The organism is Sapientia aquatica, assembly GCF_004358105.1.
In the GTDB taxonomy this organism is placed as follows: domain Bacteria; phylum Pseudomonadota; class Gammaproteobacteria; order Burkholderiales; family Burkholderiaceae_D; genus Solimicrobium; species Solimicrobium aquaticum.
Window position 1 is genome coordinate 1 of sequence record NZ_SMYL01000013.1, and the last position, 25,610, is coordinate 25,610.

General features: G+C 45.1%; 23 protein-coding genes and 1 pseudogene. 20 read left to right on the top strand and 4 right to left on the bottom strand.

Going from position 1 to position 25,610, the window contains the following annotated elements:
• The 16 genes from E2I14_RS19365 to E2I14_RS17105 form a co-directional block, all read left to right on the top strand.
• Window positions 1-338 (top strand): hypothetical protein (locus tag E2I14_RS19365; RefSeq protein ID WP_165967878.1); only part of this gene is annotated, 338 nt, incomplete at its 5' end.
• 18 nt (window positions 339-356) lie between these two features.
• Window positions 357-818 carry a hypothetical protein gene (locus E2I14_RS17035; protein ID WP_133330759.1) on the top strand — a complete coding sequence of 154 codons (462 nt, stop codon included), beginning with the start codon at window positions 357-359 and terminating at the stop codon, window positions 816-818.
• A gap of 75 nt (window positions 819-893) precedes the next feature.
• A complete protein-coding gene (locus E2I14_RS17040) occupies window positions 894-2,105 on the top strand; it encodes a hypothetical protein (RefSeq protein ID WP_133330761.1) in 1,212 nt (403 codons plus the stop codon).
• Between the two features lie 18 nt (window positions 2,106-2,123).
• On the top strand, window positions 2,124-2,579 hold the full coding sequence (locus E2I14_RS17045; protein WP_133330763.1) for a hypothetical protein: 456 nt from the start codon (window positions 2,124-2,126) through the stop codon (window positions 2,577-2,579).
• Between the two features lie 80 nt (window positions 2,580-2,659).
• Window positions 2,660-3,835: a hypothetical protein gene (locus tag E2I14_RS17050; protein WP_133330765.1), complete on the top strand. Its 1,176-nt coding sequence runs from the start codon at window positions 2,660-2,662 to the stop codon at window positions 3,833-3,835.
• A 51-nt stretch (window positions 3,836-3,886) separates the two neighbouring features.
• Window positions 3,887-4,345 carry a hypothetical protein gene (locus tag E2I14_RS17055; RefSeq protein WP_133330767.1) on the top strand — a complete coding sequence of 153 codons (459 nt, stop codon included), beginning with the start codon at window positions 3,887-3,889 and terminating at the stop codon, window positions 4,343-4,345.
• On the top strand, window positions 4,342-5,649 hold the full coding sequence (locus E2I14_RS17060) for a hypothetical protein (protein ID WP_133330769.1): 1,308 nt from the start codon (window positions 4,342-4,344) through the stop codon (window positions 5,647-5,649). The genes E2I14_RS17055 and E2I14_RS17060 overlap by 4 nt, the downstream gene beginning before the upstream one ends.
• Before the next feature lie 189 nt (window positions 5,650-5,838).
• Window positions 5,839-6,099: a PAAR domain-containing protein gene (locus tag E2I14_RS17065; protein WP_133330771.1), complete on the top strand. Its 261-nt coding sequence runs from the start codon at window positions 5,839-5,841 to the stop codon at window positions 6,097-6,099.
• A 22-nt stretch (window positions 6,100-6,121) separates the two neighbouring features.
• Window positions 6,122-7,555, top strand: a complete 1,434-nt coding sequence (gene tssL, locus E2I14_RS17070; protein WP_165967879.1) for a type VI secretion system protein TssL, long form — start codon at window positions 6,122-6,124, stop codon at window positions 7,553-7,555.
• Between the two features lie 12 nt (window positions 7,556-7,567).
• Window positions 7,568-11,650: a type VI secretion system membrane subunit TssM gene (tssM, locus tag E2I14_RS17075; RefSeq protein ID WP_133330775.1), complete on the top strand. Its 4,083-nt coding sequence runs from the start codon at window positions 7,568-7,570 to the stop codon at window positions 11,648-11,650.
• Window positions 11,647-12,516 carry a TagF domain-containing protein gene (locus E2I14_RS17080; RefSeq protein ID WP_133330776.1) on the top strand — a complete coding sequence of 290 codons (870 nt, stop codon included), beginning with the start codon at window positions 11,647-11,649 and terminating at the stop codon, window positions 12,514-12,516. Before tssM ends, E2I14_RS17080 begins: the two co-directional genes overlap by 4 nt.
• 51 nt (window positions 12,517-12,567) lie before the next feature.
• Window positions 12,568-13,596, top strand: a complete 1,029-nt coding sequence (locus tag E2I14_RS17085; RefSeq protein ID WP_165967880.1) for a TagK domain-containing protein — start codon at window positions 12,568-12,570, stop codon at window positions 13,594-13,596.
• A gap of 3 nt (window positions 13,597-13,599) precedes the next feature.
• Entirely contained in the window at window positions 13,600-14,154 is a 555-nt protein-coding gene (tssE, locus tag E2I14_RS17090) for a type VI secretion system baseplate subunit TssE (protein ID WP_133330778.1), read from the top strand.
• A 50-nt stretch (window positions 14,155-14,204) separates the two neighbouring features.
• A complete protein-coding gene (tssF, locus tag E2I14_RS17095; RefSeq protein WP_133330779.1) occupies window positions 14,205-16,082 on the top strand; it encodes a type VI secretion system baseplate subunit TssF in 1,878 nt (625 codons plus the stop codon).
• On the top strand, window positions 16,082-17,152 hold the full coding sequence (gene tssG, locus E2I14_RS17100; protein WP_133330780.1) for a type VI secretion system baseplate subunit TssG: 1,071 nt from the start codon (window positions 16,082-16,084) through the stop codon (window positions 17,150-17,152). The genes tssF and tssG overlap by 1 nt, the downstream gene beginning before the upstream one ends.
• Window positions 17,136-18,167, top strand: coding sequence for a type VI secretion system protein TssA (locus E2I14_RS17105; protein WP_165967881.1), 1,032 nt, complete (start codon window positions 17,136-17,138; stop codon window positions 18,165-18,167). Before tssG ends, E2I14_RS17105 begins: the two co-directional genes overlap by 17 nt.
• 37 nt (window positions 18,168-18,204) lie before the next feature.
• On the opposite strand, the gene E2I14_RS17110 is transcribed toward E2I14_RS17105, so the two are convergent.
• Complete coding sequence (locus E2I14_RS17110; protein ID WP_133330784.1) at window positions 18,205-18,591, bottom strand: hypothetical protein; 387 nt, start codon at window positions 18,589-18,591, stop codon at window positions 18,205-18,207.
• 263 nt (window positions 18,592-18,854) lie between these two features.
• On the opposite strand from E2I14_RS17110, the gene lipB reads away from it, so the two are divergent.
• Window positions 18,855-19,499, top strand: coding sequence for a lipoyl(octanoyl) transferase LipB (lipB, locus tag E2I14_RS17115; RefSeq protein WP_133330786.1), 645 nt, complete (start codon window positions 18,855-18,857; stop codon window positions 19,497-19,499).
• A complete protein-coding gene (lipA, locus tag E2I14_RS17120) occupies window positions 19,496-20,500 on the top strand; it encodes a lipoyl synthase (RefSeq protein ID WP_133330788.1) in 1,005 nt (334 codons plus the stop codon). Before lipB ends, lipA begins: the two co-directional genes overlap by 4 nt.
• Before the next feature lie 120 nt (window positions 20,501-20,620).
• On the opposite strand, the gene E2I14_RS19370 is transcribed toward lipA, so the two are convergent.
• The 3 genes and pseudogenes from E2I14_RS19370 to E2I14_RS17130 form a co-directional block, all read right to left on the bottom strand.
• Entirely contained in the window at window positions 20,621-20,758 is a 138-nt protein-coding gene (locus E2I14_RS19370) for a hypothetical protein (RefSeq protein WP_165967882.1), read from the bottom strand.
• A gap of 166 nt (window positions 20,759-20,924) precedes the next feature.
• Window positions 20,925-21,773: a formylglycine-generating enzyme family protein gene (locus E2I14_RS17125; RefSeq protein ID WP_133330790.1), complete on the bottom strand. Its 849-nt coding sequence runs from the start codon at window positions 21,771-21,773 to the stop codon at window positions 20,925-20,927.
• Between the two features lie 156 nt (window positions 21,774-21,929).
• Window positions 21,930-22,196, bottom strand: a pseudogene (locus tag E2I14_RS17130) (ATP-binding cassette domain-containing protein); the annotation flags it as partial.
• A gap of 443 nt (window positions 22,197-22,639) precedes the next feature.
• On the opposite strand from E2I14_RS17130, the gene E2I14_RS17135 reads away from it, so the two are divergent.
• Both E2I14_RS17135 and E2I14_RS17140 read left to right on the top strand, forming a co-directional pair.
• Window positions 22,640-23,497 (top strand): substrate-binding periplasmic protein, encoded by an 858-nt coding sequence (locus tag E2I14_RS17135; protein WP_133330792.1) that lies wholly within the window; start codon window positions 22,640-22,642, stop codon window positions 23,495-23,497.
• 121 nt (window positions 23,498-23,618) lie between these two features.
• Window positions 23,619-25,607 (top strand): site-specific recombinase, encoded by a 1,989-nt coding sequence (locus E2I14_RS17140; protein WP_227544778.1) that lies wholly within the window; start codon window positions 23,619-23,621, stop codon window positions 25,605-25,607.
• Window positions 25,608-25,610: the final 3 nt, after the last annotated feature.

A 25,610-nucleotide genomic window follows, 5' to 3' on the forward strand; every position in this document is an offset into this window, starting at 1 on the left:
TGCGTTTCGGCGCAAAGGGAGGAACAAAGACGGTCGACGGCAAAGAGGAAATTACGCCACCTGAATTCGTTCAAAAACTCGCCATCACGAGAACGGTTATCTCACAATTTAACTTCGAATATTCAGCCGCAAATTATTTCCTAATCAAAGATTGTGAATTCGACCGCGCCAATTTCCGCAAAAGCCGTTACAACAAACTAGAAATCATCAACACCCGAATCAGCCGCCAAATCGACTTTACCGACACCAAAGTGGATGAACAAAACATCGAATTCATTGCTGGCTTCAAAAATCGTATTGAGCTAACTGACGGTTCTAATGTTCGGATTCCGCGCTAGACCGGCGGGACACCGAATATGATTCACCACATCCACGCGCACGCCATCAATCCCCGCCAGCTCACGCTGTTACGCCGCGCACAACTCACGTTCACCAAAGAACACATCGCCAATCTCAAGGCCGCGTTAGCCGCCGGAATCGTTCGCCAGATTGGACGTGCGCCGCGCCGCACGATTCCGCAAGCGTTTTGTGCAGTGAAGCTCAAAAAGCCAGCGGATCGTTGGTTCTGGGCCAACGACATGCGCATCGGTCAAGGCAATCCCGAGACCTGGGTATTTCCAATCGATATCAGCATTAGCGGCACGGAGTTTCAGGAAAAGACTTTTTTAACTCCTAATTCCGCGTTGCGGTTTCATCGCTCAGCGGGCGAACGGGGTGAGGTACCCGATTGGGATTGGCTGGCAGCCACATTTCCAGAGAAGGGATATATCTCAAAGGAGCATGTCATCAATTTGGCCCAAACAATTCCGAAGAAATAACAAATGCGTAGACGATCATTTATCTTCAATTCATTAATTTTTTTAAGTTCCAATCTATTTGGGAGATGCAATGCAATGAGCAAAAAAACACATATTAGCCAACTAGGTAAAAGTTTCGAATACCTACAAAACCCAGTACTGCGATCACAAGAAATTGGAGAGCAGCTATTAATCATAAAAGACGCATTCGTCGCAGATATAACTTTCAGCAAAATTAAGTGGGAAAACATTCAATTTGTGAATTGTGACTTTGCCGGTGGTTACCAAATTAAATTGGATGAGCTCAATAATTGCCGCTTTATCGAATGTAATTTCGAGGCGATCATCAATTGGGGTACTCAAACTAACGTCCAATTTCTTCGATGTAAAACCTACGGTGGTAGCAATATTATTGGTGACCGAGGCAGTAAAAACGTTATCCACGAAGAATGTGAATTTATTGGAAAAACGGAAGATCGCAACAACTATGGATTTATCGCGTCCTACGGAGAGGTCACGTTTAGTCAATGTCATTTAACCTGGTTCAGTCTGATGGGTTCTACCGCTTTAACCATCATAGATTGCAAATTAATTGGGGCTAAAATTTTGACGGATAATCTTCCGAATAGCGGACCTGATTTCGACAGGTCATCTATTTATATAAAAGGAAGTGTATTGATAGGTCTAACCAAAATGATCAACGCCAACCTAACCAACCTCACTATCCTAAATACCCACTATGAATCAATTGATCTGACTAACGCAACTTTCACCGGCGACTTCCGCATGGAGCAATGTCAGGGCGGGAATACGAAGATACTTGTTAAAGAAAGAGCGCAAAATTTCACCATTAAAAATTGCCACATGCAATCAAATAGTAAAGAAAAATTTAGATTCTATATTGCATGCTCTGCACAAACCGCATTTATAGATGGATTAAAAATTCAAAATTCAAGCGAAGTTGCGGAGATACGTTTTGGAGCGCAAGGCGGGATAGAAATCGAAAATGGAGTTGAGGTAATTTATCCACCTGAATTTGCAAGGAAAATCACTATCAGTAATACATCCATCCCACAATTTAACTTCGAATATTCAGCAGCAAATTATTTCCTAATCAAAGATTGTGAATTCGACCGCGCCAATTTCCGCAAAAGCCGTTACAACAAACTAGAAATCATCAACACCCGAATCAGCCGCCAAATCGATTTCACCGACACCAAAGTTGATGAACAAAACATCGAATTCATTGCTGGCTTCAAAAATCGTATTGAGCTAACTGACGGTTCTAATGTTCGGATTCCGCGCTAGACCGGCGGGACACCGAATATGATTCACCACATCCACGCGCACGCCATCAATCCCCGCCAGCTCACGCTGTTACGCCGCGCACAACTCACGTTCACCAAAGAACACATCGCCAATCTCAAGGCCGCGTTAGCCGCCGGAATCGTTCGCCAGATTGGACGTGCGCCGCGCCGCACGATTCCGCAAGCGTTTTGTGCAGTGAAGCTCAAAAAGCCAGCGGATCGTTGGTTCTGGGCCAACGACATGCGCATCGGTCAAGGCAATCCCGAGACATGGGTATTTCCAATCGATATCAGCATTAGCGGAACGGAGTTTCAGGAAAAGACTTTTTTAACTCCTAATTCCGCGTTGCGGTTTCATCGTTCAGCAGGCGAACGTGGTGAGGTACCCGATTGGGATTGGCTGGCTAAAACGTACAAAGGGAAGGGCTATATCCCAAGTAAAGAGGCGATTTCCGATAAAAAAGGTAACGCATGAAATTTAATCGCCGCCAATTTTTAGCAAAAGCCGCAGCCCTGTTCGGGTTAATGACTCCCCCTTATTTGATTGGAAATACCATGGCAACTAAAAAACACATTCGTCAATTTGGAAAGCAATTCGACTATTTAATTGATCCCGAATTACGCAAGAAGGAAATTGGCAGCCAATTACAAGTTATCGAAAATGCGGGTTTTTATGACATCCAGTTCGAAACCGAGTGGAGCAATACCAATTTCGTCAATTGTCAATTTGTCGGCGGATATCAAATCAGCCTTGATCGGCTGGTCAATTGCCGATTTATCGACTGTGAATTCGAGGGAATTATCGGTTGGGGCGAACAACTCAATGTGCAGTTTCTACGTTGTAAAACGTATGGCGTTAGCAACATCATCGGTAATCGACGAAGTAAAAACGTTGTACACGATGAATGTGAATTTATTGGTAAAGGAGACGACAAAAACCACTACGGATTCATCGGCAATTATGGCGAGGTTACCTTCAATAAATGCAAAGGTTCTTGGTATGCGGTCATCGGTGGGAAGAAGCTGACCCTCAATAATTGTAATTTTATGGGATTACAAATTAGCACAGATAGCTTCGCCAACAGCGGCAGTAAGTTTGAAAAGTCTGATGTGGTTCTAAATCAGTGCCGTCTTTTTGGGCTTACCGACATGATAACTGCCGATTTTGCAAGTTTCACCATGCTCGACACCGCGTACGAATCGATCGATCTTACGGAAGCCACCTTTACCGGCGACTTCCACATGGAGCAATGTCAGGGCGGGAATACGAAGATAATTGTTAAAGGCGGAGCACAAAATTTCACCATTAAAAATTGCCGCATGCAATCAAATGGCAAAGAAAAGTTTCGATTTTTCGTAGGCTGCTCAGCACAAAATGCGGTAATTGATGGACTAAAAATCGTCAATACCAACGAAGAAGCTGAAATGCAATTAGGGGCAAAAGGTGGCAAGGAAATTATCAATGGCGTCGAAAAAATCTACCCACCTCGATTAGTGAAAAAAATTACTATTGCTAACACCAATATCGGTCGATTTAATTTCGAGTATTCAGCCGCAAATTATTTCCTAATCAAAAACTGCGAATTCGACAGCGCCAATTTCCGCAAAAGCCGTTACAACAAACTAGAAATCATCAACACCCGAATCAGCCGCCAAATCGACTTACCGACACCAAAGTGGATGAACAAAACATCGAATTCATTGCTGGCTTCAAAAATCGTATTGAGCTAACCGACGGCTCTAATGTTCGACTTCCGCGTTAGACAGATGGGACTACCAAATATGCGTCACTACATCCACGCGCACGCCATCAATCCCCGCCAGCTCACGCTGTTACGCCGCGCGCAACTCACGTTTGCCAAAGAACACATCGCCAATCTCAAGGCCGCGTTAGTTGCTGGAATCGTTCGCCAGATTGGTGGTGCGCCACGCCGCACGATTGCGCAAGCCTTTTGTGCGGTCAATCTCAAAAAGCCAGCAGATCATTGGTTCTGGGCCAACGACATGCGTATAGGTCAAGGCAATCCCGAGACATGGGTATTTCCAATCGATATCAGCATTAGTGGCACGGAGTTTCAGGAAAGAACCTTTTTAACGCCTAATTCCGCGTTGCGGTTTCATCGTTCAGCGGGCGAACGGGGTGAGGTGCCGGATTGGGATTGGCTGGCTAAAACATACAAGGAAAAGGGCTATATCTCTAAATCCCGTGCACTCAATAAAGACGAGGATAAAGAAACATGAAACGCCGCACTTTTGTAAAAAACATCGCTGCATTGTTTGCGCTGGCGAATCCATTCACATTCATAAAGGCCTTTACCATGAACAAAACAAATATCCGTAAATTTGGAAAAACCTTCGACTACTTAAAAGATCCTGACCTGCGCACCAAAGAAATTGGCGATCAACTAATTCGCGTAAACAATGCCGACGTCAGTGGGGCTAGTTTCCAAAAAGTCGTTTGGCGAAATATTGAATTTGTGAATTGCGATTTCCAGAGTGGGTATGACATTAAATTAAGCAGGCTAGAAAATTGCCGTTTTATTGACTGTCAATTTCAAGGAATCATCAATTGGGGAGCCGCTACTAACACTCGTTTTGTACGCTGCAAGTTTTACGGTGAGAGCAATATTATCGGCAGCAGTGGCACAAAAAATCTTGTGCACGAACAATGCGAATTTATCAATCCTAAAGGCGGCAGAAATCATTTGGGCGCGATTGGTGCGTATGGCGAAGTTGAGTTCATCAAGTGTAAAGCAGAATTTTTCGACTTCCTTGGAACAATACAACTCAAACTTTCTGACTGCCAATTAAAAGACTGCACTATTTCAACCGATTCTGAAGCCAATACTGGTCCTCATTTTAAGAGAGCAGAAATTGTTATTAATCAATGCATATTGATAGGTTTAACCGACATGATCAACGCCGATCTAACCAACCTCACCATCCTCAATACCCACTATGAATCAATTGATCTGACTAACGCCACCTTTACCGGCGACTTCCACATGGAGCAATGTCAGGGCGGGAATACGAAGATACTTGTTAAAGGCGGAGCACAAAATTTCACCATTAAAAATTGCCACATGCAATCAAATAGTAAAGAAAAATTTAGATTCTATATTGCATGCTCTGCACAAACCGCATTTATAGATGGATTAAAAATTCAAAATTCAAGCGAAGTTGCGGAGATACGTTTTGGAGCGCAAGGCGGGATAGAAATCGAAAATGGAGTTGAGGTAATTTATCCACCTGAATTTGCAAGGAAAATCACTATCAGTAATACATCCATCCCACAATTTAACTTCGAATATTCAGCCGCAAATTATTTCCTAATCAAAGATTGCGAATTCGACCGCGCCAATTTCCGCAAAAGCCGTTACAACAAACTAGAAATCATCAACACCCGAATCAGCCGCCAAATCGACTTTACCGAAACCAAAGTTGATGAACAAAACATCGAATTCATTGCTGGCTTCAAAAATCGTATTGAGCTAACCGACGGCTCTAATGTTCGACTTCCTCCGAAAATCCCACCGAATCAATAAATTGCCTCTGAATATTATTTGGGAGCAAGTTTTACCATCCGCATAATTTGATGTGATTCGTAAGAAACCAGATAGATAGTTATCAATCAAAGGTCGGTTCATGCTGCGTTAGTGGTGTACGGATTTTTATGAACGTGGTCTTAGGCAACTACTTAGTTCTCTCCACAATACTTTTAAGGAATAGATGTAATGACTAAGAAGATTATTTTGGTCGGTGATTCGACCAGCCATGAGGGGTCAGTTATTTCTGGAAGTCTTACCCACACAATTGGTGGTAAAGCGATAGCTCGACAAGGTGATTTGGTGAGTTGCCCAAAACACGGTGACAACAAAATTATAGAAGGTTATGCGAATTATTTAATTGATGGAATTCCAGTGGGTTTGGATGGTCACTCCACTGAGTGCGGTGCGGTGCTTATTGGAAGTACTTCGGCTTACGTGGGTGATTAGTTTTTTGATAGAGGATATGTTGATGTATTACGCAGCAGGAAATTTGAGGCCACCTTCTCCTGAAACCGGGGACGAGGATTTTGAACAAGGGTCGGCAACACAAGATACCGCGATTATCAGCGATGTTGATGGACAGCATTTCATCCACTCGCACAGAGCGACGATTGATACCATCGTTGCGGCAGGCAGTGAAACAAGCGAAGAACGCACCGATCGCTTTACGGCGATATCAGCGGCTCGAAATCCGCTGTTGGAGGCTGCGAAGCCATTATTATTAGCTATTGCGACGATGCCCAAACAGTTGAATGATCCAATCCAAATCGAAGGATTTCGTGGACTGCTGAAAAGGGAAATCCGAAGCTTTCAGGATATTTGCGCGAAAGCTAATATTCGACGTGAACATCTTATTACTGCCAGTTTTTGCCTGTGTACTGCGTTGGACGAGGCTGCCAGCAGCACCTACTGGGGTGGTAGTCAAAACTTAGGCGACGTTGGAATATGGGCGTCCGGCTTATTATCAGAAAGCTTCCATCAGGATAGTCATGGCGGTAAAAAATTCTTTTTATTGGTCGCACGTTTATCGAGTAATCCTACCGAACATGGCGATTTGCTGGAGGTCATGTATCACATTTTAAGTTTGGGATTTGAAGGACAGTATCACAATGATCCAAACGGCCAACGTCAGTTAGAAGCAACTAGATATCACTTATTTACTCAGTTGAGCAATATCCACGGGGCGTTCAATCGCGAACTGTCGCCAAATTGGGTGGGAGTACCACATCAAAAAAGTATCTTTATGCGCAGCCTACCTGTTTGGGCTTTAGCTCTCGTCTGTGGTCTTGGACTGCTAATTATGTTTGGCTGGTACCAATATCAACTTTCGTCACTCGCGCGCCAAGTCACCAACAATATTATGGCGATTGAAAAGATGGCTCCACCGCCACAGGCAATTAAACAAGTAGATCTCGCAACCCTTCTAAAAGATGAAATCAAACAAGGCCTGGTCACGGTTGTTGAAAAAGGTGATCGTACTGAAGTTATTTTCAAGGGCGATGACATGTTTGTACTCGGGCAGTCAAGCGTCAATAAAAAAATGATTCCATTATTAAATAAGGTAGCCGCCGAGATCGCCAAAGTCGCTGGCAATATTCAAGTTATCGGCCATAGTGATAACCAACCGATTAACACGCCACAATTCCCGAACAACCAAGCTTTGTCATTAGAACGCGCTGTTTTGGTTGCAGACGTCCTGCAGTCCGCAGGCGTCGCAGCAGGCCGAATGGAGATAAGTGGTCGCGGGGACAGTTCTCCCATAGAAAGTAACTCTACCCCAACCGGAAGGGCGAAAAATCGCCGCGTCGAAATCGTACTTGTAGGATCTTCCGCTCCAAAATCAACATTACCTTATCCTACCTCGACTGAAGCGCCCACTACTAAACCTTCAACTAAGAATTAATCGGTTAGTTCCATGCAAAAATTTCTCACTATTTTATTTTCACGCTATACGTTAGCGATCGTAATGATCGTATTAATTGGCGCTTTCATCTGGTTCGTTGGACCACTTTTAGCATTTGGCGGAATGCGTCCGCTTGAGTCAGTCGGCCTTCGCGTGACGATCTTTATATTGATTTTGGTGTTTGTCCTCTGTTTACTCTGGTCTATATCGATATTAGCAATCGGAGTTGCTTTACTTTGCCTGTTAATTTGGCATGCTGGGCCACTATTAGCGATAGGCGCTATGCAGCCGCTGGCGCCTATCTGGTCGCGCATTTCAGTGATCAGCGTCATTGTGCTGATTTACGCGATCTACGGACTTTATTTGTTGCTAAAAGCAGCACAACAGAATCAACACATACTGGACAGATTTTTCGGAAAAAATAAGAACGACTCTGAGGAGATCGATAAGGAGACTCTTACGTCTTTACGCAAGATTATTCAAAGTTCATTAAACCAACTAAAAACACTACAAATCACCACAACCGGCCTGCGTAAATTGTTGGAGGGCAAGCGGTATTTGTACGAGTTACCTTGGTATCTAGTGATTGGACATTCCAACTCGGGTAAAACTACCGCGTTAATTAATTCGGGCTTGAAGTTTCCGCTTGGTGCCCAAATGCAATCCGCGGCGAGCGCACTGGCCAAAAACGAGCATAACACCGCCAACTGCGATTGGTGGTTTAGCCATGAGGCTGTATTAATTGATACAGCAGGGCGCTACACCGAACAAGAGCCTAGCCCCAAAAATAAAGCAGAATGGATGGGCCTTCTGGGTCTATTACGGCAGTACCGCACAAGAACACCGATCAATGGAGCAATTGTCGTTGTCAGTATTGGTGAATTATTGGCGAAAAACGATGCTGAGAATATGAAACACGCCAGCCAACTAAGAGAACGCTTACTTGAATTACGCCGTGTATTAGGCGTTCGTTTTCCAGTGTATGTCGTCATTACCAAGATGGATCTGTTGGCTGGTTTCAGCGAATATTTTCAGTCGCAAACAACGGATACGCGATCACAAGTCTGGGGTTTTACGCTGCCTTACACAGCGAAAAAACAAAGCCTAAAGAAGCAGTCAGATAATGAAAATTCGGCAAACTCGCTGGAGAAAGCAATCTCGGTTGAATTCACGGCATTAAAACAAGTCCTAGATAACGGATTACTAGTTCGCTTACAAGAGGGGCTCGATAACGATCTACGCCAATCGCTATATCAATTACCACAGGAGTTTGCTGGTTTAATACCGCGCTTAACTCGATTTGTGGACAGTGTTTTTCAAGACTCTAGATACGATAATACTGAATTGCATAATATGTTACGCGGCGTTTATTTCACCAGCGCTGCTCAGGGCAATGTGCACGAGGTATCCGATAGACGAACCCTATGGCAACGGTTTTTAAATGCGATTAACGCGAAGTCCGAGGAAGTAAATGATTCGGAGCCAAATAGTGTTATGTCGACTCAATCCCAATCAACTTCTACAAAAGAATCCAACGAACAGGGTGTAGGACAAAGTTCACGTAAAGCGATTTTAGGAAACCGGAGCTATTTTTTACGTGATCTGTTCACCAAAATAATCGTACCTGAGGCGCATTTAGCACGACCAAACTTAATATGGGAATTTCGATTCAGAGTCATACGTTTGGTCGCTTACTCCATTGTCATCGTTCTTTCTGTGTGGCTTGCTGCAGGCTTCTCGGTATCACACGAAAACAATAGTAAATACTTGAACAGCGTAGCGGGCAAAACTGTGTCGCTTACAAAACAGGTTTCAACGTTGTTTGCCGCTAACGGGGAGGAAAAATTACAAGCGATTCCCGATGTATTAACTGCCGCGCAAGAATTGCCAACCTATACTGGACTTAGTTTAGAAAGTCCATCTACAAGTTTTCGCTATGGCTTATACAGCGGACCAACAGTCATAGCGGCATCCGATAAAGTCTATGCTTATTTACAAGATCACTTCTTGCTGCCACAAATTATCCGTCGCATGGAATCGGTTCTGGAGCTTGCGGTGCGTGACAAGGATAGCAAAACGGCGTACGACACCTTACGAGTCTATCTACAGTTGCACGATCCAAAACACTACAACGCGGAAGATCTTAAAACATGGATGCAGAAAGACCTAAGCCAACCTGAAAGTCTGGCTTTTTTTGGCGGTCGTACCGCCATGACAGCTCATATTACTCAGTTGTTTTCGGCTGAGCGAGTAGTCCAATCTCCCTTCGTCAAAAACGAAAAACTGGTGCAGCAAACCCGACAGTTCTTGGATGGGGCATCGTCCACGGAACGCTTATACGAACGCGCTAAATCAGCTATGCAACTTGAGGCGCCTCAGGAGTTCACTCTACTGCGGGCAGTCGGGCCACAAGCGGGGACAGTTTTTGCCCGCGCGTCCGAGCAGCCCATCGGGAAGGGCATAGATGGATTATTCACCTTTGATGGTTACCACAATTTATTTAGCAAGCGATTACCCGAATTCCTTGCAAAAGCGCAGATTGATGATGCTTGGGTGATGGGCTATTCCACACCTGATGGCACAAAGTTTGCAGGAAAAAAAGCAAGCGCATCATTGGACTCAGCAATCGACGATGACGAGTTGACTCGCGAAATTAGGCGTCAATACCTCAACGAATACGCACAACGCTGGACATTTTTTTTAAATGACATCCGTACCGTCACAGGCGCTAATTTAGCCTTTGATTTAACGGTTTTGCGCACATTTGCGGCACCCGACTCGCCGTTATCTAGGCTAGCTCGGGCGGCGGCCAAGGAAACAACTCTGTCGCGCTCATTGAATACAAAGCCTGAGCTCGACAAGAATTTTATCGATAAGGCGAGCGAACAACTGACCAAAAAAAGCCGCGATGTATTAGGTCTAAGTTCAAAAGAGCGCCAAGAACGAGAACTCGTTGACAATCGATTTGCCGCATTGCGTGAAATTGTCACAGGACAAGCCGACGTTAATTCAGAACAATCTGGACAAACCCCGCTAGGGGAAAAACTCGGCCTTGAAAATATTATTGGCTTACTTAATGAATATTACACTTTGCTCGTTGTAGCTGACGCCGCCCTCAACACAAATAGCTTGCCCCCGGGAAGTATTGAAGCAGGGATGAAGTTAAAACTAGAAGGCGATAAATTGCCAGCGCCATTTAAACAAGTGCTGAGCGCTCTAGCCGACAGTGGATCACAAAAAATAGGAGACGGTGCAGCGGCTATATATCGCACTCAAGCCCAACAACAAGTTAACCAAATCAATGCTGTGCTGGCATCCCAAGTAACTGACGTTTGCAAACGTAGCATTGAAGGCCGATATCCTTTTTCAAAAACCAGTCAAGATGTTTCCATCGATGACTTTAATCGCTTGTTCGCCTCTGGTGGGACGGCCGATGATTTTTTTCAAAAATACTTAGCTCCATACGTCGAAACGAGCTCGCGACCTTGGAAATATAAACTTCCCTCTCCTGTAAAAACATCTTTATCAAATAGTCAGTCTTCATCTAACCCTAACGCAGTAGGGCTATTAGCGAATCCCGGTCCAACCCTAGACGGTGAATTGATTGCGTTACTGACAAAACAAGGACCGAACCCGGACATATTCGCTCAGATTGCGGAGATCCGCGAGTCTTTTTTCCGTGGTGCTGCTGGGAAAACAGTGGCTTGGAAGGTAGATATGAAAATCGCAGAGATTGATCCCAGCATCGTTGAACTCATCATCAACATTGATGGGCAAGTTACGCGCTATTCACACGGTCCGATACAAGCCCAAACAATTAATTGGCCAGGCTCTCGCGGGGGAACCATAGCCGAACTAACAGCTCTGCCACGAATTAAACCAGATACGTCAAGTATCGTTACTAGCGGTGCATGGGCATTATTGCGCTTACTAGAGCGCGGAAAAATAACGACCTCAAATACCGGGGGAAAAGCAGAAGTTGAATTTAATTTGGACGGCCGCAAAGTTGTACTGGACTTTAATAGCGGCAGCTTTTCCAACCCATTAACGTCAAATTTATTCGCTAATTTCCATTGTCCAGGGAGTCGACCATGACTTTTTTGACACCCAAGTTTCGTCAGAATTTTTTCGTCAGCTCCCCTGCACTGTGGGGAAAATTACCAAGTCAAAATGAATTCATTTGCCATAACCTCCCCGAATACCAGCAGGAGGAATTACACAATTGGATTATTTTACAACGGCGACCTACTAAGAGAATGACAGCAAACCGCGCGATACAGGTCTCAAAAAAATCGAACTCTACCAACCTACTTTGGCACCATTTAAATCCACCAAGCGACGCTTCCAATCGGTCATCTCAACCTGAAATAGGACGCGACATGGTTCCGTGGTGCTTCGTTCTCCCTCCGTCAAGCTTGGCGTTCGCACCGAGCGAGTACGTCATTGGGGTCTGGATAGCCTCATACGACAAGCAAAATAATCCTTATCCCTTAGTAATGATACAGACTGCATCGCTCAGCTGGATCGAACAATATTTTTCTCGACACGCTGAACTTCCTCGCGACTGGTTATTCTCAGCATCGAGAATTCTGGCAAAGATCGTCTATACCGACAAGGAGCAAGTATTAAATCCAAACAATTGTATAAATCGGACGGATAGCTTGGCGAGACTCGTAGTCCAGATTGATGAACTTTGGAGTCTTAGCAAACCCAACTGGCGCAATTTGTTCGGACTAAGTTATGGCGCAATCGATAGTAACCTAGCGCAAAAAATAATAGGTGAACATCATGAAGAAGATCCGGCGCACCACCTGCAGGGGGTGCGCTATTTACCTTGGTCAGATTGGCCTAAAAGACTAACTGCTACGGACAATAATGCACGACCCGAGCCAGCATTCTGGCAGCAGGATTTAAATGGTCGATTCATAGCCGCGGCATCAAAACTAATGGGGTCAAATTGACTCAGCTGAATTTGATGTTGATTGTTCCAATTCATGAAACAAGGAAAAGAGATGAAGTATGACCTGAATTTAAAAGTCAAATATCAATATGGCGAATCCACAGACGAAGCTCACATTGTTTCATTTTCAGAAGATGGCTTTTTAGGAATTGCTCGTTTCGGGCACATACTCCCCTCGCTAGATTTTGCCTGGTTGGAAGAAGCACAATGCAGCGTCAAATGGCGCTCATTAGGAAATGTGTCAGCATGGTGGCTCCAACATCAAAGCCAACGTTGGATTTGTACGGTAAATGATCAGGTGCTTCCCTGCGGCGATAAAGTCATGCTGCATCATGGCGACCGTATTGAAATCGGGCTTCTGTGCTTAGAGGTAATAGATCCGCTAATTATGGGGCAAAGGCTAACAAATGCTCAACCTTATACGCACCATATCGCCAGAGAAATCGATTTATTGATTGATCATCAATTTGATCGATTCCCACCGCTACCACTCGATTTGGCCAATCCAATTGCACCTACTATGGATTCAAATGAATATAGCCACGACAATCCTTTTGACATCATTAATTCAATATGGTCCGAATCGTATTTTCAAATCGAAACATCGACACCGCAGGATGGGTCGCTCGCATCGGCGGGCGTAGAACAACATCTCTCAGAATTACGCAAAGAATATTTCCTAGCAGTTCTTGACCCAACTTCTTTATATTCTCAACAATCAACGCAACACCACGTGATTGGGTCGTCCTCGATAGACTTTTCATCCCAAGTAATATCAGCATCGCTGAACCATGATGAACCTCTAGAAGATTTGCTTGCTGGCCGCTTAAGTATTGACGCCATATTAGAACAGCTCGGTCTAGCCGAAAATATAGAAAAGCCAGATCAACCGAATGAAGTTCTCCGATTGTTTTACCCAACTGCTCATTCGGCAGATCATCAAAAGATACCGCCAGAACTAACTAGACGTGAGCATCACGTGATTAGTCCAGACAGTGCGTATAGCTCGACCAGCGCAACCCAAACTACGGATGAGCCGGACACGATGATTAAGAATAGCCTTCTAATTAAGAGGGGCTAGGGTATGAAAAAACTAGGCAACAGTAACAAACAAAAGTTTTATGAAGACGTCAGCTTGGGACGCTCCAGTTCGCACTTACTACCAACACTACTTGACCGTCTGCGTGATGATGCTCCTTTCAGAAAAACTGAAGCACCTAGCGAATACGCCGTGTCGCGTAAACAGATGGGTGAAATCATTCGACGAGACTTAGCCTTTCTCCTCAATACGTCAAATACTGATGACCTAATCAATCGTTCGATATACCCGGAAGCAGCAGCTTCGACCATCAATTTTGGCATTCCTCCGCTAGCTGGAGGTTATTTATCTGAGAATAAATGGGTAACTATCGAAAGACTCATTCGTCGGGCCATATCAGATTTTGAACCGCGAGTTATACCAGAGTCATTGCAGGTCATACCACTCATCAAAGACACAAGTACGCACAATTACAACGTTTTATTGTTCGAAATTCATGGTCTGATTCATATGAAACCGTATCCCCTAGCTTTCCTAATTCAAAGTTCCGTAGATATTGAAAATGATCGGTTCACGATCGTAGGCAATCGCTCAAGTTAGCGGATTTTTTCGATACTAGGAACAAACTATAAAAACTTCTGAAAGACAATATGGATCCACTTTTACTCGAGTATTACAACCGCGAACTAATTTACATGCGCGAAATGGCCAACGAATTTGCGCATATGCATCCCAAAATCGCTAAGCGCTTGGGCATACATGGTATCGAAGTAGCTGATCCGTATGTCGAGCGCTTAATAGAAGCATTTTCATTTATATCAGCCCGAACGCAGATCAAACTAGATGCCGAGTTTCCACGTTTTACCCAGCGCTTATTAGAAGTAATTTATCCCAATTATATTTGCCCAACTCCCTCAATGGCGGTGGCACAACTGCACCCAAATCCACAAGAGGGAGATTTACGTAACGGCTTCGTGGTACCAAAACAAACAGCATTCCACGCTGCTGTTGCTCAAGGTGAGCAAACAGCGTGCGAATTCCGCAGCAGTCAAGATGTCACTTTATGGCCGATAGAAATCGTCGATGCAAAACTAACTGGCGCACCACCCGATCTTCCCAATATAGAGCGATATTTGCCAGAGCACATCGAAGTGCGGGGTGCATTGCGCTTAACTCTGCGGTTGACAGAGGCACTCAACTTTTCTGATTTAAACGGCTTAGATACGCTGCCGATTTATTTGTGCGGGGATGAGGTAATTGCCTCGCATATATTCGAGCTATTGCATACCTCCGTTATTGCCACCGTTACGCCGATTGCAGAGGAGTTGATGCGTCCACATATTGTTCTACAAGACGCATTAGTTCATGAAGGATTAGAGCCAAACCAAAGTTTATTGCCACTTAATTGGAACACATCCCATGGCAATAACCTTTTACATGAATACTTTTCCTGTCCTAGCCGGTTCTACTTTTTTTCACTGACTCAACTCAAAGACGGTTTAAAACGAATTTACAACCAACAGATTGAAATTATTGTGCTCTTGGATAGATCGCCCATGAATTTAATTAGTCATGTAGACCACAATCATTTTGCCTTGTACTGCACTCCGGTGATCAACCTATTTCCAGGAAGGGCTGATCGGGTCGAAGTTAACTCTGCTGAGACAGAGTTTCATGTCGTGCCCAATCGTTCTAAACCAATTGACTTTGAGATTTTTTCTCTTACTGAGGTCAGCGCACAAGCAACCGAATCATCTGCGAACGTGATTTTTCGGCCAATGTTTCAAACATTGAATCAGGATCAAAACAACTACGGACGTTATTACTCACTGCGCCGGGAAAGACGTCTAACTTCCGACTCAGCGCGTAAGTATGGAACTAGGTCGCCCTACATGGGTACCGAAGTATTTATTTCTATCGTTGACCAACACGAAGCTCCGTACAGCGAAGATATTAAATATTTATCGATTCAAGCGATGCTGACCAACCGCGATCTAGCTACGATGGTGCCTCGAAACGGTGTATCGGATTTAACCACTTCCGATTCAATTCCAGTCGCTAGCGTTGGCCTAATTCGACCTCCTAGTGCTGCTAAAGCGCCTTACGCTGAGCGGGAACATGCTTGGCGTTTAATACGTCAACTAGGGTTTAATTACTTACCCTTAACAGACATGGACGGTAAAGATGGTGGACGAGCTCTGCAAGATTTGCTGCGCCTATTTGTGACTAGCGAAGATTCTGAGCAACAAAGGCAGATTCAGAGTCTTATACGTTCAGACATCATACCAATTACACGGCGTCTGCCGGGGAAAGGTCCGTTAATTTATGGGCGTGGAGTCAAATGCCAATTGACCGTTGATGAGACTGGCTTTTCCGGCACTAGTCCGTATCTATTCGGACTAATTCTTGAACACTGGCTGGCTCATCATGTTTCTATTAATGTATTCACCCAAACCGAACTTCTAACAATCCAACGAGGCAAGATTGCCACTTGGCCAGTGCGCATGGGGGGACGTGGGATCATATAATGAAAAAATCTTTAGATCTTAACCGCTCTGCCGCCATCGCCCAAAAACACTTTAATTACCAACTGCTAACGGACCAGCCATGGAAATATAGTTTTACTTCGTTACTGCGATTCATTGCAGCGCGGTGTCGTCGAACTATGCCTCCCATTGGCAGCGCATTCCGTCCACAAGATGAACCCTTTCGGCTCGGTCAACAACCTGCATTGACATTTGCGCCGCGTGAAATTGCCCACATTTTAGTGCGGGAGTCACGATTGCACATTAATCTGTTTAGTCTGGGGATGCTTGGTCCAAATGGACCGCTCCCAATACACTTTACTGAAATTGCAAAGGATAGACTCGATAATCGGCATGATTCAACACTGGTGAATTTTTTAAATATTTTTCATCATCGATCAATGGTGCTGCAATACAGAGCGTGGGCGCAATCACAATCGGCCGCAGGTTTAGATCGCAGTGAGGAGGAAAATTTTTCCCGGTATATTAGTTGGCTCACAGGAAATGATCCTTGGGATATTCCTTTATCTCCGTTGCCAGCCCATGCCCGCCTAGCAACAGCACCGCACCTCGCCAAGCAATCTCGCAACCCTTTTGGATTGTGCGCAACATTGGGACAATACTTTGACGTCCCAGTTGATTTGGAAGAAAACATTCTCCATTGGATTTCCATATCCCCGGATGAGCACACCCGCCTAGGAATATCTAGCGAGGCGTCCACTTTAAGTAATGGTGCCCTACTCGGTGACATGGTGCCCGACAAGCAGCATAAATTCCGACTCGTGATTGGCCCATTAAGCCTCGAAGAATATTTACGATTCACTCCGAGTGGAGAGAATCTCTCGATTTTAGTCGAATGGGTTCGTGCTTTTATTGGGCTTGAATTCGCATGGGATATCGAGTTAAAAATCAAGCCTGAATCAGCTCCCGCAGCACGAATCGGTGATAACGAACGCTTGGGTTGGTCGACTTGGCTTAGCAATGATCGTTTGAATGAACCTATTACTGGCATGATTTTCGAACCCGAAACCTATGTCGCAAACGAGAGAGAAAAACATGTCAACAAGAATTAAAAGTACAAAGCCAAATAATAAAAATGATTTCGACACAAACAATGAGCCATGCGGCCCCAATCTTGAGTACGATCCCGAATATGTCACGCTCATGGCGAAAGTGTTACCAAAGGGAGATGCTCAGTACGGTGATTTTATTGGTGTATCCGAAACACCTAACTGGGGAGAAATTGAAAAGGACTGTGAACGCCTGCTAACTCGTACCCGCGACATAAATTTAATATTACTGTTACTACGTTGCAAAATTCGTCAGCATCAAGGCCTGGGATTACTCGATGGATTAACAACGTTGGTTGAGGTGCTAGAAAAATATCCAAATCATGTACATCCTCAGCCCATCATTGAAGGCGAACACGATTTGACCGTGCGCTGTAATGCATTAGCTACGCTCACGGATCCCGAGGGGCTAATGGACGACATTCGTAGCATTGTGCTCATTAAAAATAACGCAAGCCGACTGCAAGTCCGAGACGTAGAACGAGCGTTTGCCACACCAAGGCACACTGACGCCCTTTCGATTCCATCAGTAACACAACAACTTGAGGTCCTACGGGCGGCAAGTAACACCAATTTGAAATCAATTATTGAGGCAAATTCTTGGGTGGTAAGGCTTCAAACATGGATGAATGCCGAGCTTGGTGACTATGCTCCTGATTTAACTCCGTTTATGCGTCTGATCGGGCTCTTTGATTTCACCCAAGGACCAATCGCTTCCAAAGCGAAAACCTTAATTCCGGTAGAAAAATCCTTGCCGAATCCAATCATCCTCGAAACAACAGAGCTATCACCAGCTACTCCATCGCCAGAAGCTAAATCAACAAGTTCGAATCATGTATTAGACCGCCACACAGCCCTGCAACAAATCATAACTACCCGAAAATGGTTTGAACATGTTGAACCTAGCAGCCCCGTCTCCGTGCTTCTGCGTCAAGCTGAAAAGTTAGTCGGCAAGCCATTTTCTGAGGTAATCGATTGCATTCCAATCGAGCTGCTTCAACGCTGGGAAAATAGCTAAGAGCTTAAAAAATTATTAAAAATAAAAATTATTTGAATCATTTTAATGCTGCGGATATCGCCCATCGAGTCAGCAGAATTAACAACCAAAAAGTGAAAATGTAGTCTTCCAAATTCTCACCATGTTGGCCAACTCGGCGGGTAATGCTGCGAATCACGGGGAAGGCATAATTGGCGTCGGTTACGAACATGACCGGATAAGTTCGGTTATTACGTTGATACGATTCAGGCAAACTGACCCAGACTTCGTAATCGCGTTGCAATACGATCGAGGCTAGGCTGAGAACTTCGGTGTCTTCTAAAACATAAGGATGTGTTTCTGCGGCAGGGGCTTGAATTGGCAGGAAACTGGTCGATATTAAAAGTAGGCTAGCAGCGAAGGTGCGGGACAAGATTAATTTGGCGAGTCGGAATCTGGCTGTCATTGAAAATAAATTAGTGGGGAAGTTTTTGTGCGGCTTATTTGGGCGGGATGTTTTGAGTCGGGCTGGCGTTGATCAAAGCAAGGCGTTAACAAGGACTGGCCAGCGGTATCACCTTTGCCAAATCAATTCCTGCACCAGCTTAAAAACGGTCAAATCGCCATCCGTTATTAGTTGCTTTTAAACAATCAAAACTAGCTTATCCCCTATTCAACACAAGGTCAACAATATTCACCCCGCCGCTAATTTGGTACACTGCCGGACTTATGCCTGATATAAAATTTCCAATAAGCATCATCAATCGCGGCCGCGAAGCGTTTCCCATTACGTTTGCTGCCATGCGTGCCTATACTGATCAACGAACATCCGAAACTCCCGACCAGCTCTGGATAGTCGAGCACGAACCGGTCTACACCTTGGGATTGGCAGCGGATACCAGCCATGTGCTCAATGCGGGGCAAATTCCAGTGGTTCAAACCGATCGCGGTGGTGAAGTGACCTACCACGGGCCGGGGCAAGCAGTGGTGTATTTATTGATCGATTTGAAACGCAGAAGGCAGCAAGGTTTAGTGCGCGAGTTAGTGCATACTATCGAGCAAGCCGTTATCAATACGCTTAATCACTACGGCTTGGCAGGAGAACGTAAGGCTGGGGCACCGGGAATTTACATGGCGGATGGCGCTTGGAAGGGCGCGAAAATCGCTGCGTTAGGTTTGAAAGTGCGGGCTAGCGGCAGCACCTATCACGGCGTGTCGCTCAATGTGGCGATGGACTTAGCGCCGTTTTCCAACATCAATCCTTGCGGCTATGCGGATTTAAAATGCGTCGATATGCAGTCTTTAGGAAGTAATGCCACTTTGCCAGAAGTACAATTGACCCTGGCTCACCAATTACAGCAATCATTATCATGACCACTCCAACCGAACCAAGTAATTCCCCCGCAGCAACGGCCACTCCGGAATACAACGCCAGCGAAAAGCAAAAAGGCGCGAGCAAAACGTCGCGTATTCCGATCAAAATCGTGCCGTTTGAAAAGCTCGCCAAGCCGAGTTGGATACGCGTCAAAGCCGCCTCACCGAATACCCGTTTTTATGAAATCAAAGACATCCTGCGCGCTTCGGGCCTAGTCACCGTGTGCGAAGAAGCGTCTTGCCCCAACATTGGCGAATGCTTTGGTAAAGGCACGGCCACCTTTATGATCATGGGCGACAAATGCACCCGCCGCTGCCCGTTTTGCGATGTCGGTCATGGGCGCCCCGATCCATTGGATGAAAACGAACCAATCAATCTCGCCAACACGATTGCACAATTAAAGCTCAGTTACGTCGTTATCACTTCGGTTGACCGCGATGATTTACGTGACGGCGGCGCCGCGCATTTTGCTGCCTGTATTAATAAAGTGCGTGAATTATCGCCGCACACCCGCATCGAAATTTTGACCCCCGATTTCCGCGGTCGCATGGATCGGGCGTTAGAAATTCTCAAAGCCACGCCGCCCGACGTGATGAATCACAATCTAGAAACAGTGCCACGCTTATACAAAGAAGCACGTCCTGGTTCGGACTATGAGTATTCCTTAAGTTTGCTCAAGCGCTTTAAAGAGTTGCATCCCAATACCCCAACCAAATCCGGCATCATGGTCGGCTTGGGCGAAACGGACGAAGAAATCCTGCAAGTTATGCGCGACTTGCGCGCCAACGATGTGGATATGCTGACCATCGGCCAATACTTAACACCAAGCGGCAACCATTTGCCGGTGCGCCGTTATGTGCATCCTGATACCTTCAACATGTTTGAAGAAGAAGCTTACAAAATGGGCTTTGCGCACGCAGCGGTGGGAGCAATGGTGCGCTCCTCGTACCACGCTGATGTCCAAGCACATGAAGCATCACTTGGTGTGAAAAACCAGTAGTTCATGAGAAACTTTAATAGTTGATGAGAATTTTCAATAGCTTGAATCGCCATTCAGTTTGAATAAATCAATTAAAAACAAAGACTTAATTACTATTTCAGCCTTTCCCAAGGATGAAAATTATTGGCGCATTGATTGGTTCGGCGAAGTCGGTTTAGCGACTATCACCGTATCAGCACTAGTCACTTTAAACGTCACCCCGCTGACTCCAGCACCAGCGATCGTGGTGTCGCCGGCGCCTATATCCCAAATAGACAATTTATTTCCAACAAAAATGATCCATATAAATACGAATTTAAGTGAGAGAAAATCATTATTAGATCGACAAACTCTCTGAATAAGTTTTACCTGTTTTTTATTTCATACAAATCTGCTACCCAGAAGCGTTATCAATACGTGTTTTGGGTCTCGTAAAAAGTTCGACCTAATGCAAGGTTCTAGCTACCCGAAATCCGTCAGATGCAAATCTATAATGCTCCTCGAGGCCATTCCGCGTGGCTGCACGAGACTCTTGAGACACGTCAAACCAAGAACCACCTCGCAAAACGCGTCCAAACTTACATTGATTTTCAGTTTTCGCCGTACCATCAATGGGAGCAAATTTATATGAATCAAAACAATCCTCTACCCACTCCCGAACATTTCCACTCATATCAAATATGCCCCACTGGTTTGAGAGTTTTGTACCGACGGGATGAGTCGAAAATTGTGAATTCTCTGAGTGCCACGCAACAATATCCGCGCTGTTACCTCCGCAATATTCTTGTCGCATACCTGACCGACACGCATACTCCCACTCTGCTTCGCTAGGTAGCCGATACTCCTTTCCAGTTTTTTGATTAAGTCTAGAAATGTACTGTTGCACGTCATACCAACTTACGTTTTCAACTGGACAGTCATCACCACAGGCCGTAAATTGACTTGGATTATTCCCCATCAATGCTTTCCATTGCCCCTGAGTAACAGGCGTCAAGCCAATAGCGAATCGCGCCCAAATGGTTACTCTGTGCAAAGGTAGTTCGTTCTGTCTTCCATTTTCATCTTTTGCGTCAGAGCCCATCAAAAAGGTCCCAAACGGTAAGACCACCATTTCAGAACAAATACTTTCCTCGCAATCACGAAGATGAGTTCCAGGTCGATAGGTAGGATTTATCGCTAAATTGCTTGTATTGTTTTGAAGATCGACCGACTGCCAACAAAAACCAAGTAAAGGCCGATTCAACAGAATGATGAAAGAGATCCAAACAAAGATATATTTTTTGCCGCGCTTCATATACTTTCCTGTACCGATTTAAAATTAAATAAACGTTCTAGCTAGGGGATTGTGATTTGGTACTTCAACCAAATTCAATTTCCTCTTTAGTCTCAGTCATAGAATTTCATTCAAATACGCTCTAATCCCGAGTGATTACATAGTTACTAGAGTTTTTCAATTACGCTGACCAATTTCTACGATTTTGTCCACCAGCAAAGCACGGGGTAAAACGTGCGTGATAAACAGCATAGTTACCTTACCCTTCAACTGATTAATCGTCGCCGCAAAATGTTCTGCCGTCTCAGAATCTAAACTACTAGTCGCTTCATCAAACACCAATATTTTCGGTTGCTTGAGTAGTGCACGCGCAATCGCCATACGCTGTTTTTGTCCACCAGATAATCCGGCACCACGCTCACCAATTTCCGTTTGATAAAGTTTCAAAAGCGAGGACTTATTTAGACTCAACTCGCAAACAGTTTTTAGAAAGCGTATCCAGAGCTAAAGGCGTTTCAGTGTAAACTGGGGCTGGAGTTCTCGCGGATCCGGTTAAGCAATTTCATAGAGTCAAATAAAGGACTTCTTTCAGGAACATTATTTCCAAAAGCATCAAACGAACAGTTTATGATTAAAATTATATTGCAATATTAATTCCTGAAATACTTCGCTAAAAATAGTCTCATGTTTAACTAAGTTTATTCTCATTAACTTATGAAATAACTTACGTTTTTTCATGTTTTTGTCTCATAAACTACTGAATCTTCACACTTGGTTTGAAATAAGACTTGGGGCAGGATGTAATACCAGAACATGTTACTGTTGGGCTACAGCAGTCTGGGAAGTGCTTAAAACCGATCAAGTAAGTTGCGGTAACAACAAGAGAAATGATGATAATAAAAACTCTGGTCTCGGTATTTTTTCTGTCAACAATCTTTGTTTCGGCGCAGGGCGCGGAAAAAATCTACTATCCGCGACCTGAAGCTTCGGTCGATAGCCGCAATGAATATCCTGTGGAACTGCTGCAGTTAGTGTTCAAAAAAGCCGGTGGCGTGTATGAATTAGTGCCGAACAAAGTCGTCATGCCGCAATTGCGCTCGATCAAGGAATTACAAAATAATCACGGCGATATTGATGTCATGTGGACCATGACGTCGAAGTCCAGAGAATCGTTGCTGCGCCCGATTCGCATTCCCATTGATAAAGGACTTATCGGATGGCGCATCGCCTTGGTAACAGAACCAAACAAGGACTTATTTAAGAACGTCACTAGCGCAGCGGATTTAAGTAAATTCTCAGCGGGACAAGGTTATGGCTGGCCTGACGTTGACATTTTGCGGGCCAACCATATTCAGGTCGTTGATTCGTCGACCTATACCGGGCTGTTCAATATGCTGTCGAACAAGCGCTTTGCCTTTCTTCCGCGCTCGCTGGACGAAATTTGGCCGGAATTAAAGCAATACCAAGCGCAAGGTCTAGCTGCCGATCAATATCTGGCCCTTCACTATCCTGCCGCGTCGTATTATTTCGTGAATAAAAAAAATGCGAAGCTAGCGGCCAATATTGAAAAAGGCTTGAACCTTGCCATTGCAGACGGTTCGTTTGAGCGCTTATTCCGCCAATATTTTGAGGATGGAATTAAACGGGCGGACTTAAAAAATCGGATCGTCATTGAATTGACCAACCCGCTCATGTCCGACGAAACGCCGCTGGCACGCAAAGAGTTGTGGTTTTTTCCTAAATGAATCCATATCAATAAACCAGAATCGCCGCGCTGAACAATTCTTGACGCCATATTCACGTCGAGTAAGCCAACGACTTAGTGAAGTCGATTCTGATTATTCACACACTCAACAGGAGTAATTTTTGGCTATCGATACATTACTCGAACAAATCGCTGGCGCTGAAATTTCCAGCGACACGACGCTTTTGCGCGAATTAATCGCCGCCATTCGGCCTAATAAGGCCAGCAACATTGCGCTCGCCTCCGATCGACTGCGCGCCTTGTGTTTTTTGCTGTCGACTAAACCCGAATACGCCGCCGCACTGCGCCAGTATTTAATCGCCGTGGTGAGCGAACGCAAACTGGTTCACTTATGTACCGACACCGGAATCACCTTAAGCGAAGGCTTTTGGGCCGCGGCTTGGCAGCGTGCGTTGTATAAAATTCTTCCACCGCTCACCAATGATTCGTATCTGCGCGATGTGTTTGGCACCTTGTTTAATCAGGTTGACGATCATCGCTGGATACATGGCGTGGATGAAAAAATTTGGATGGATTTAATCCAGCTATTGGATTTTCAAGTCAGCCGCGCGCGGGTTCGTCCGGATGGCATCGTCAATGAATTGCTCTCGGCCATGCAAGTGCTGTCGTACCGCATCAGCGCCATTGGTTTGGAGTCTGAGCTGGTGCGTAACTACCCAGACATTGAGCGTTACGAATCGCCCTTCTTGCGTCAAAACGATGAGATCAATGACTACATCACCGAATACCGCAATTGGTTGCGTGACCATTCGACTGAACATCGCGACAGCCAGCAAATTGAAGTCTTATTAGCCCAATGCGAAGAAGTGGTGGTCAAGATTCGCCGTACCGCCACGCACCAAGGTGTCTCGGTCAGCTTGACGCGCTTGCTATTGCGCGTGACCCAAAGCATCGCCCGCTTACGCATCATGTTGGAATTGATCGAAGCACCCAACAAAGACCATGCATTGCTGACCGGCTTTCGCTTATTCAAAGAATTGGTGTACGCCGACAACCGGAAATACAGCATCGGCGAGCTAATTGAAACCAACACCCACTTGCTTACCATGCAGGTCACCGAACATGCCGGACGCAGCGGTGAGCATTATGTGGCAAGTAATCGGCGCGAATGGCTAGAAATGTTGCGCTCAGCCAGTGGGGCAGGTTTCATCGTCGGCTTTATGGCGATGATCAAAATTCTGTTTAGTAAATTGCTGCTCGCGCCATTTGGTTTTGCGTTTTTGTATAGCTTGAATTATTCGCTCGGTTTCATGTTTGTGCATGTGTTGCATTTCACGATCGCGACTAAACAACCGGCCATGACCGCAGCGCTAATCGCTAAATCGCTCGATCAAAGTAAAAAAAATCTAGACGATTTGTGTGAGCTGGTGGTGCAAGTCATCCGCACCCAATTCATCGCGATTCTGGGCAACGTAATGATTGCGATGCCGACCGCCTACGCGATTGCCTGGGCTTGGTATGGGGCGACCGGGCATCATTTTATCGATCCGACTAAAGCGCATCATTTGCTGGAAGAACTCAATCCGTTTGCTAGCCTGGCCTTATTCCATGCGGCTATCGCTGGTGTATGTTTATTTTTATCAGGACTGATTTCGGGTTACTACGATAACAAAGCCAGCTACAACCACATTCCGCAACGCCTAATGCAGCTCTCCAGCATGAACTGGTTATTTGGCGTGGCGCGTTGGCAGCGCATGACGACCTATATTGGTAACAATCTAGGCGCGTTGGCGGGTAATTTTTTCTTTGGAATTATGCTCGGCAGCATCGGCCAAATTGGGGTGTTCTTAGGGCTGCCAATCGACATTCGTCATATTACTTTTTCGAGCGCCAACTTTGCCTTCGCCTTGGTCGGATTGGATCATCAACTAACTTGGCAAGTTTGGGTCATTTCGCTGGTCGGTATCGCCACAATTGGGATAGTCAATTTGGCGGTGAGTTTTTCCTTGGCCTTGTTTGTCGCCATGCGCTCGCGCCATGTTAGCTTTGAACAAACTGGCGAATTGATGGGATTGCTTTGGAAGCGGTTTATTAAGCATGGGCGAGAATTCTTCTTTCCGCCCAAAGAAGTTGATAATTTAGATCAATAAAAC

Excerpts from the sequence above, each read along its gene's own strand:
- E2I14_RS17035 (WP_133330759.1), top strand. The coding sequence starts at position 357 with ATGATTCACCACATCCACGCGCACGCCATCAATCCCCGCCAGCTCACG.
- E2I14_RS17040 (WP_133330761.1), top strand. The coding sequence starts at position 894 with ATGAGCAAAAAAACACATATTAGCCAACTAGGTAAAAGTTTCGAATAC.
- E2I14_RS17045 (WP_133330763.1), top strand. The coding sequence starts at position 2,124 with ATGATTCACCACATCCACGCGCACGCCATCAATCCCCGCCAGCTCACG.
- E2I14_RS17050 (WP_133330765.1), top strand. The coding sequence starts at position 2,660 with ATGGCAACTAAAAAACACATTCGTCAATTTGGAAAGCAATTCGACTAT.
- E2I14_RS17055 (WP_133330767.1), top strand. The coding sequence starts at position 3,887 with ATGCGTCACTACATCCACGCGCACGCCATCAATCCCCGCCAGCTCACG.
- E2I14_RS17060 (WP_133330769.1), top strand. The coding sequence starts at position 4,342 with ATGAAACGCCGCACTTTTGTAAAAAACATCGCTGCATTGTTTGCGCTG.
- E2I14_RS17065 (WP_133330771.1), top strand. The coding sequence starts at position 5,839 with ATGACTAAGAAGATTATTTTGGTCGGTGATTCGACCAGCCATGAGGGG.
- tssL (WP_165967879.1), top strand. The coding sequence starts at position 6,122 with ATGTATTACGCAGCAGGAAATTTGAGGCCACCTTCTCCTGAAACCGGG.
- tssM (WP_133330775.1), top strand. The coding sequence starts at position 7,568 with ATGCAAAAATTTCTCACTATTTTATTTTCACGCTATACGTTAGCGATC.
- E2I14_RS17080 (WP_133330776.1), top strand. The coding sequence starts at position 11,647 with ATGACTTTTTTGACACCCAAGTTTCGTCAGAATTTTTTCGTCAGCTCC.
- E2I14_RS17085 (WP_165967880.1), top strand. The coding sequence starts at position 12,568 with ATGAAGTATGACCTGAATTTAAAAGTCAAATATCAATATGGCGAATCC.
- tssE (WP_133330778.1), top strand. The coding sequence starts at position 13,600 with ATGAAAAAACTAGGCAACAGTAACAAACAAAAGTTTTATGAAGACGTC.
- tssF (WP_133330779.1), top strand. The coding sequence starts at position 14,205 with ATGGATCCACTTTTACTCGAGTATTACAACCGCGAACTAATTTACATG.
- tssG (WP_133330780.1), top strand. The coding sequence starts at position 16,082 with ATGAAAAAATCTTTAGATCTTAACCGCTCTGCCGCCATCGCCCAAAAA.
- E2I14_RS17105 (WP_165967881.1), top strand. The coding sequence starts at position 17,136 with ATGTCAACAAGAATTAAAAGTACAAAGCCAAATAATAAAAATGATTTC.
- E2I14_RS17110 (WP_133330784.1), bottom strand. The coding sequence starts at position 18,591 with ATGACAGCCAGATTCCGACTCGCCAAATTAATCTTGTCCCGCACCTTC.
- lipB (WP_133330786.1), top strand. The coding sequence starts at position 18,855 with ATGCCTGATATAAAATTTCCAATAAGCATCATCAATCGCGGCCGCGAA.
- lipA (WP_133330788.1), top strand. The coding sequence starts at position 19,496 with ATGACCACTCCAACCGAACCAAGTAATTCCCCCGCAGCAACGGCCACT.
- E2I14_RS17125 (WP_133330790.1), bottom strand. The coding sequence starts at position 21,773 with ATGAAGCGCGGCAAAAAATATATCTTTGTTTGGATCTCTTTCATCATT.
- E2I14_RS17135 (WP_133330792.1), top strand. The coding sequence starts at position 22,640 with ATGATGATAATAAAAACTCTGGTCTCGGTATTTTTTCTGTCAACAATC.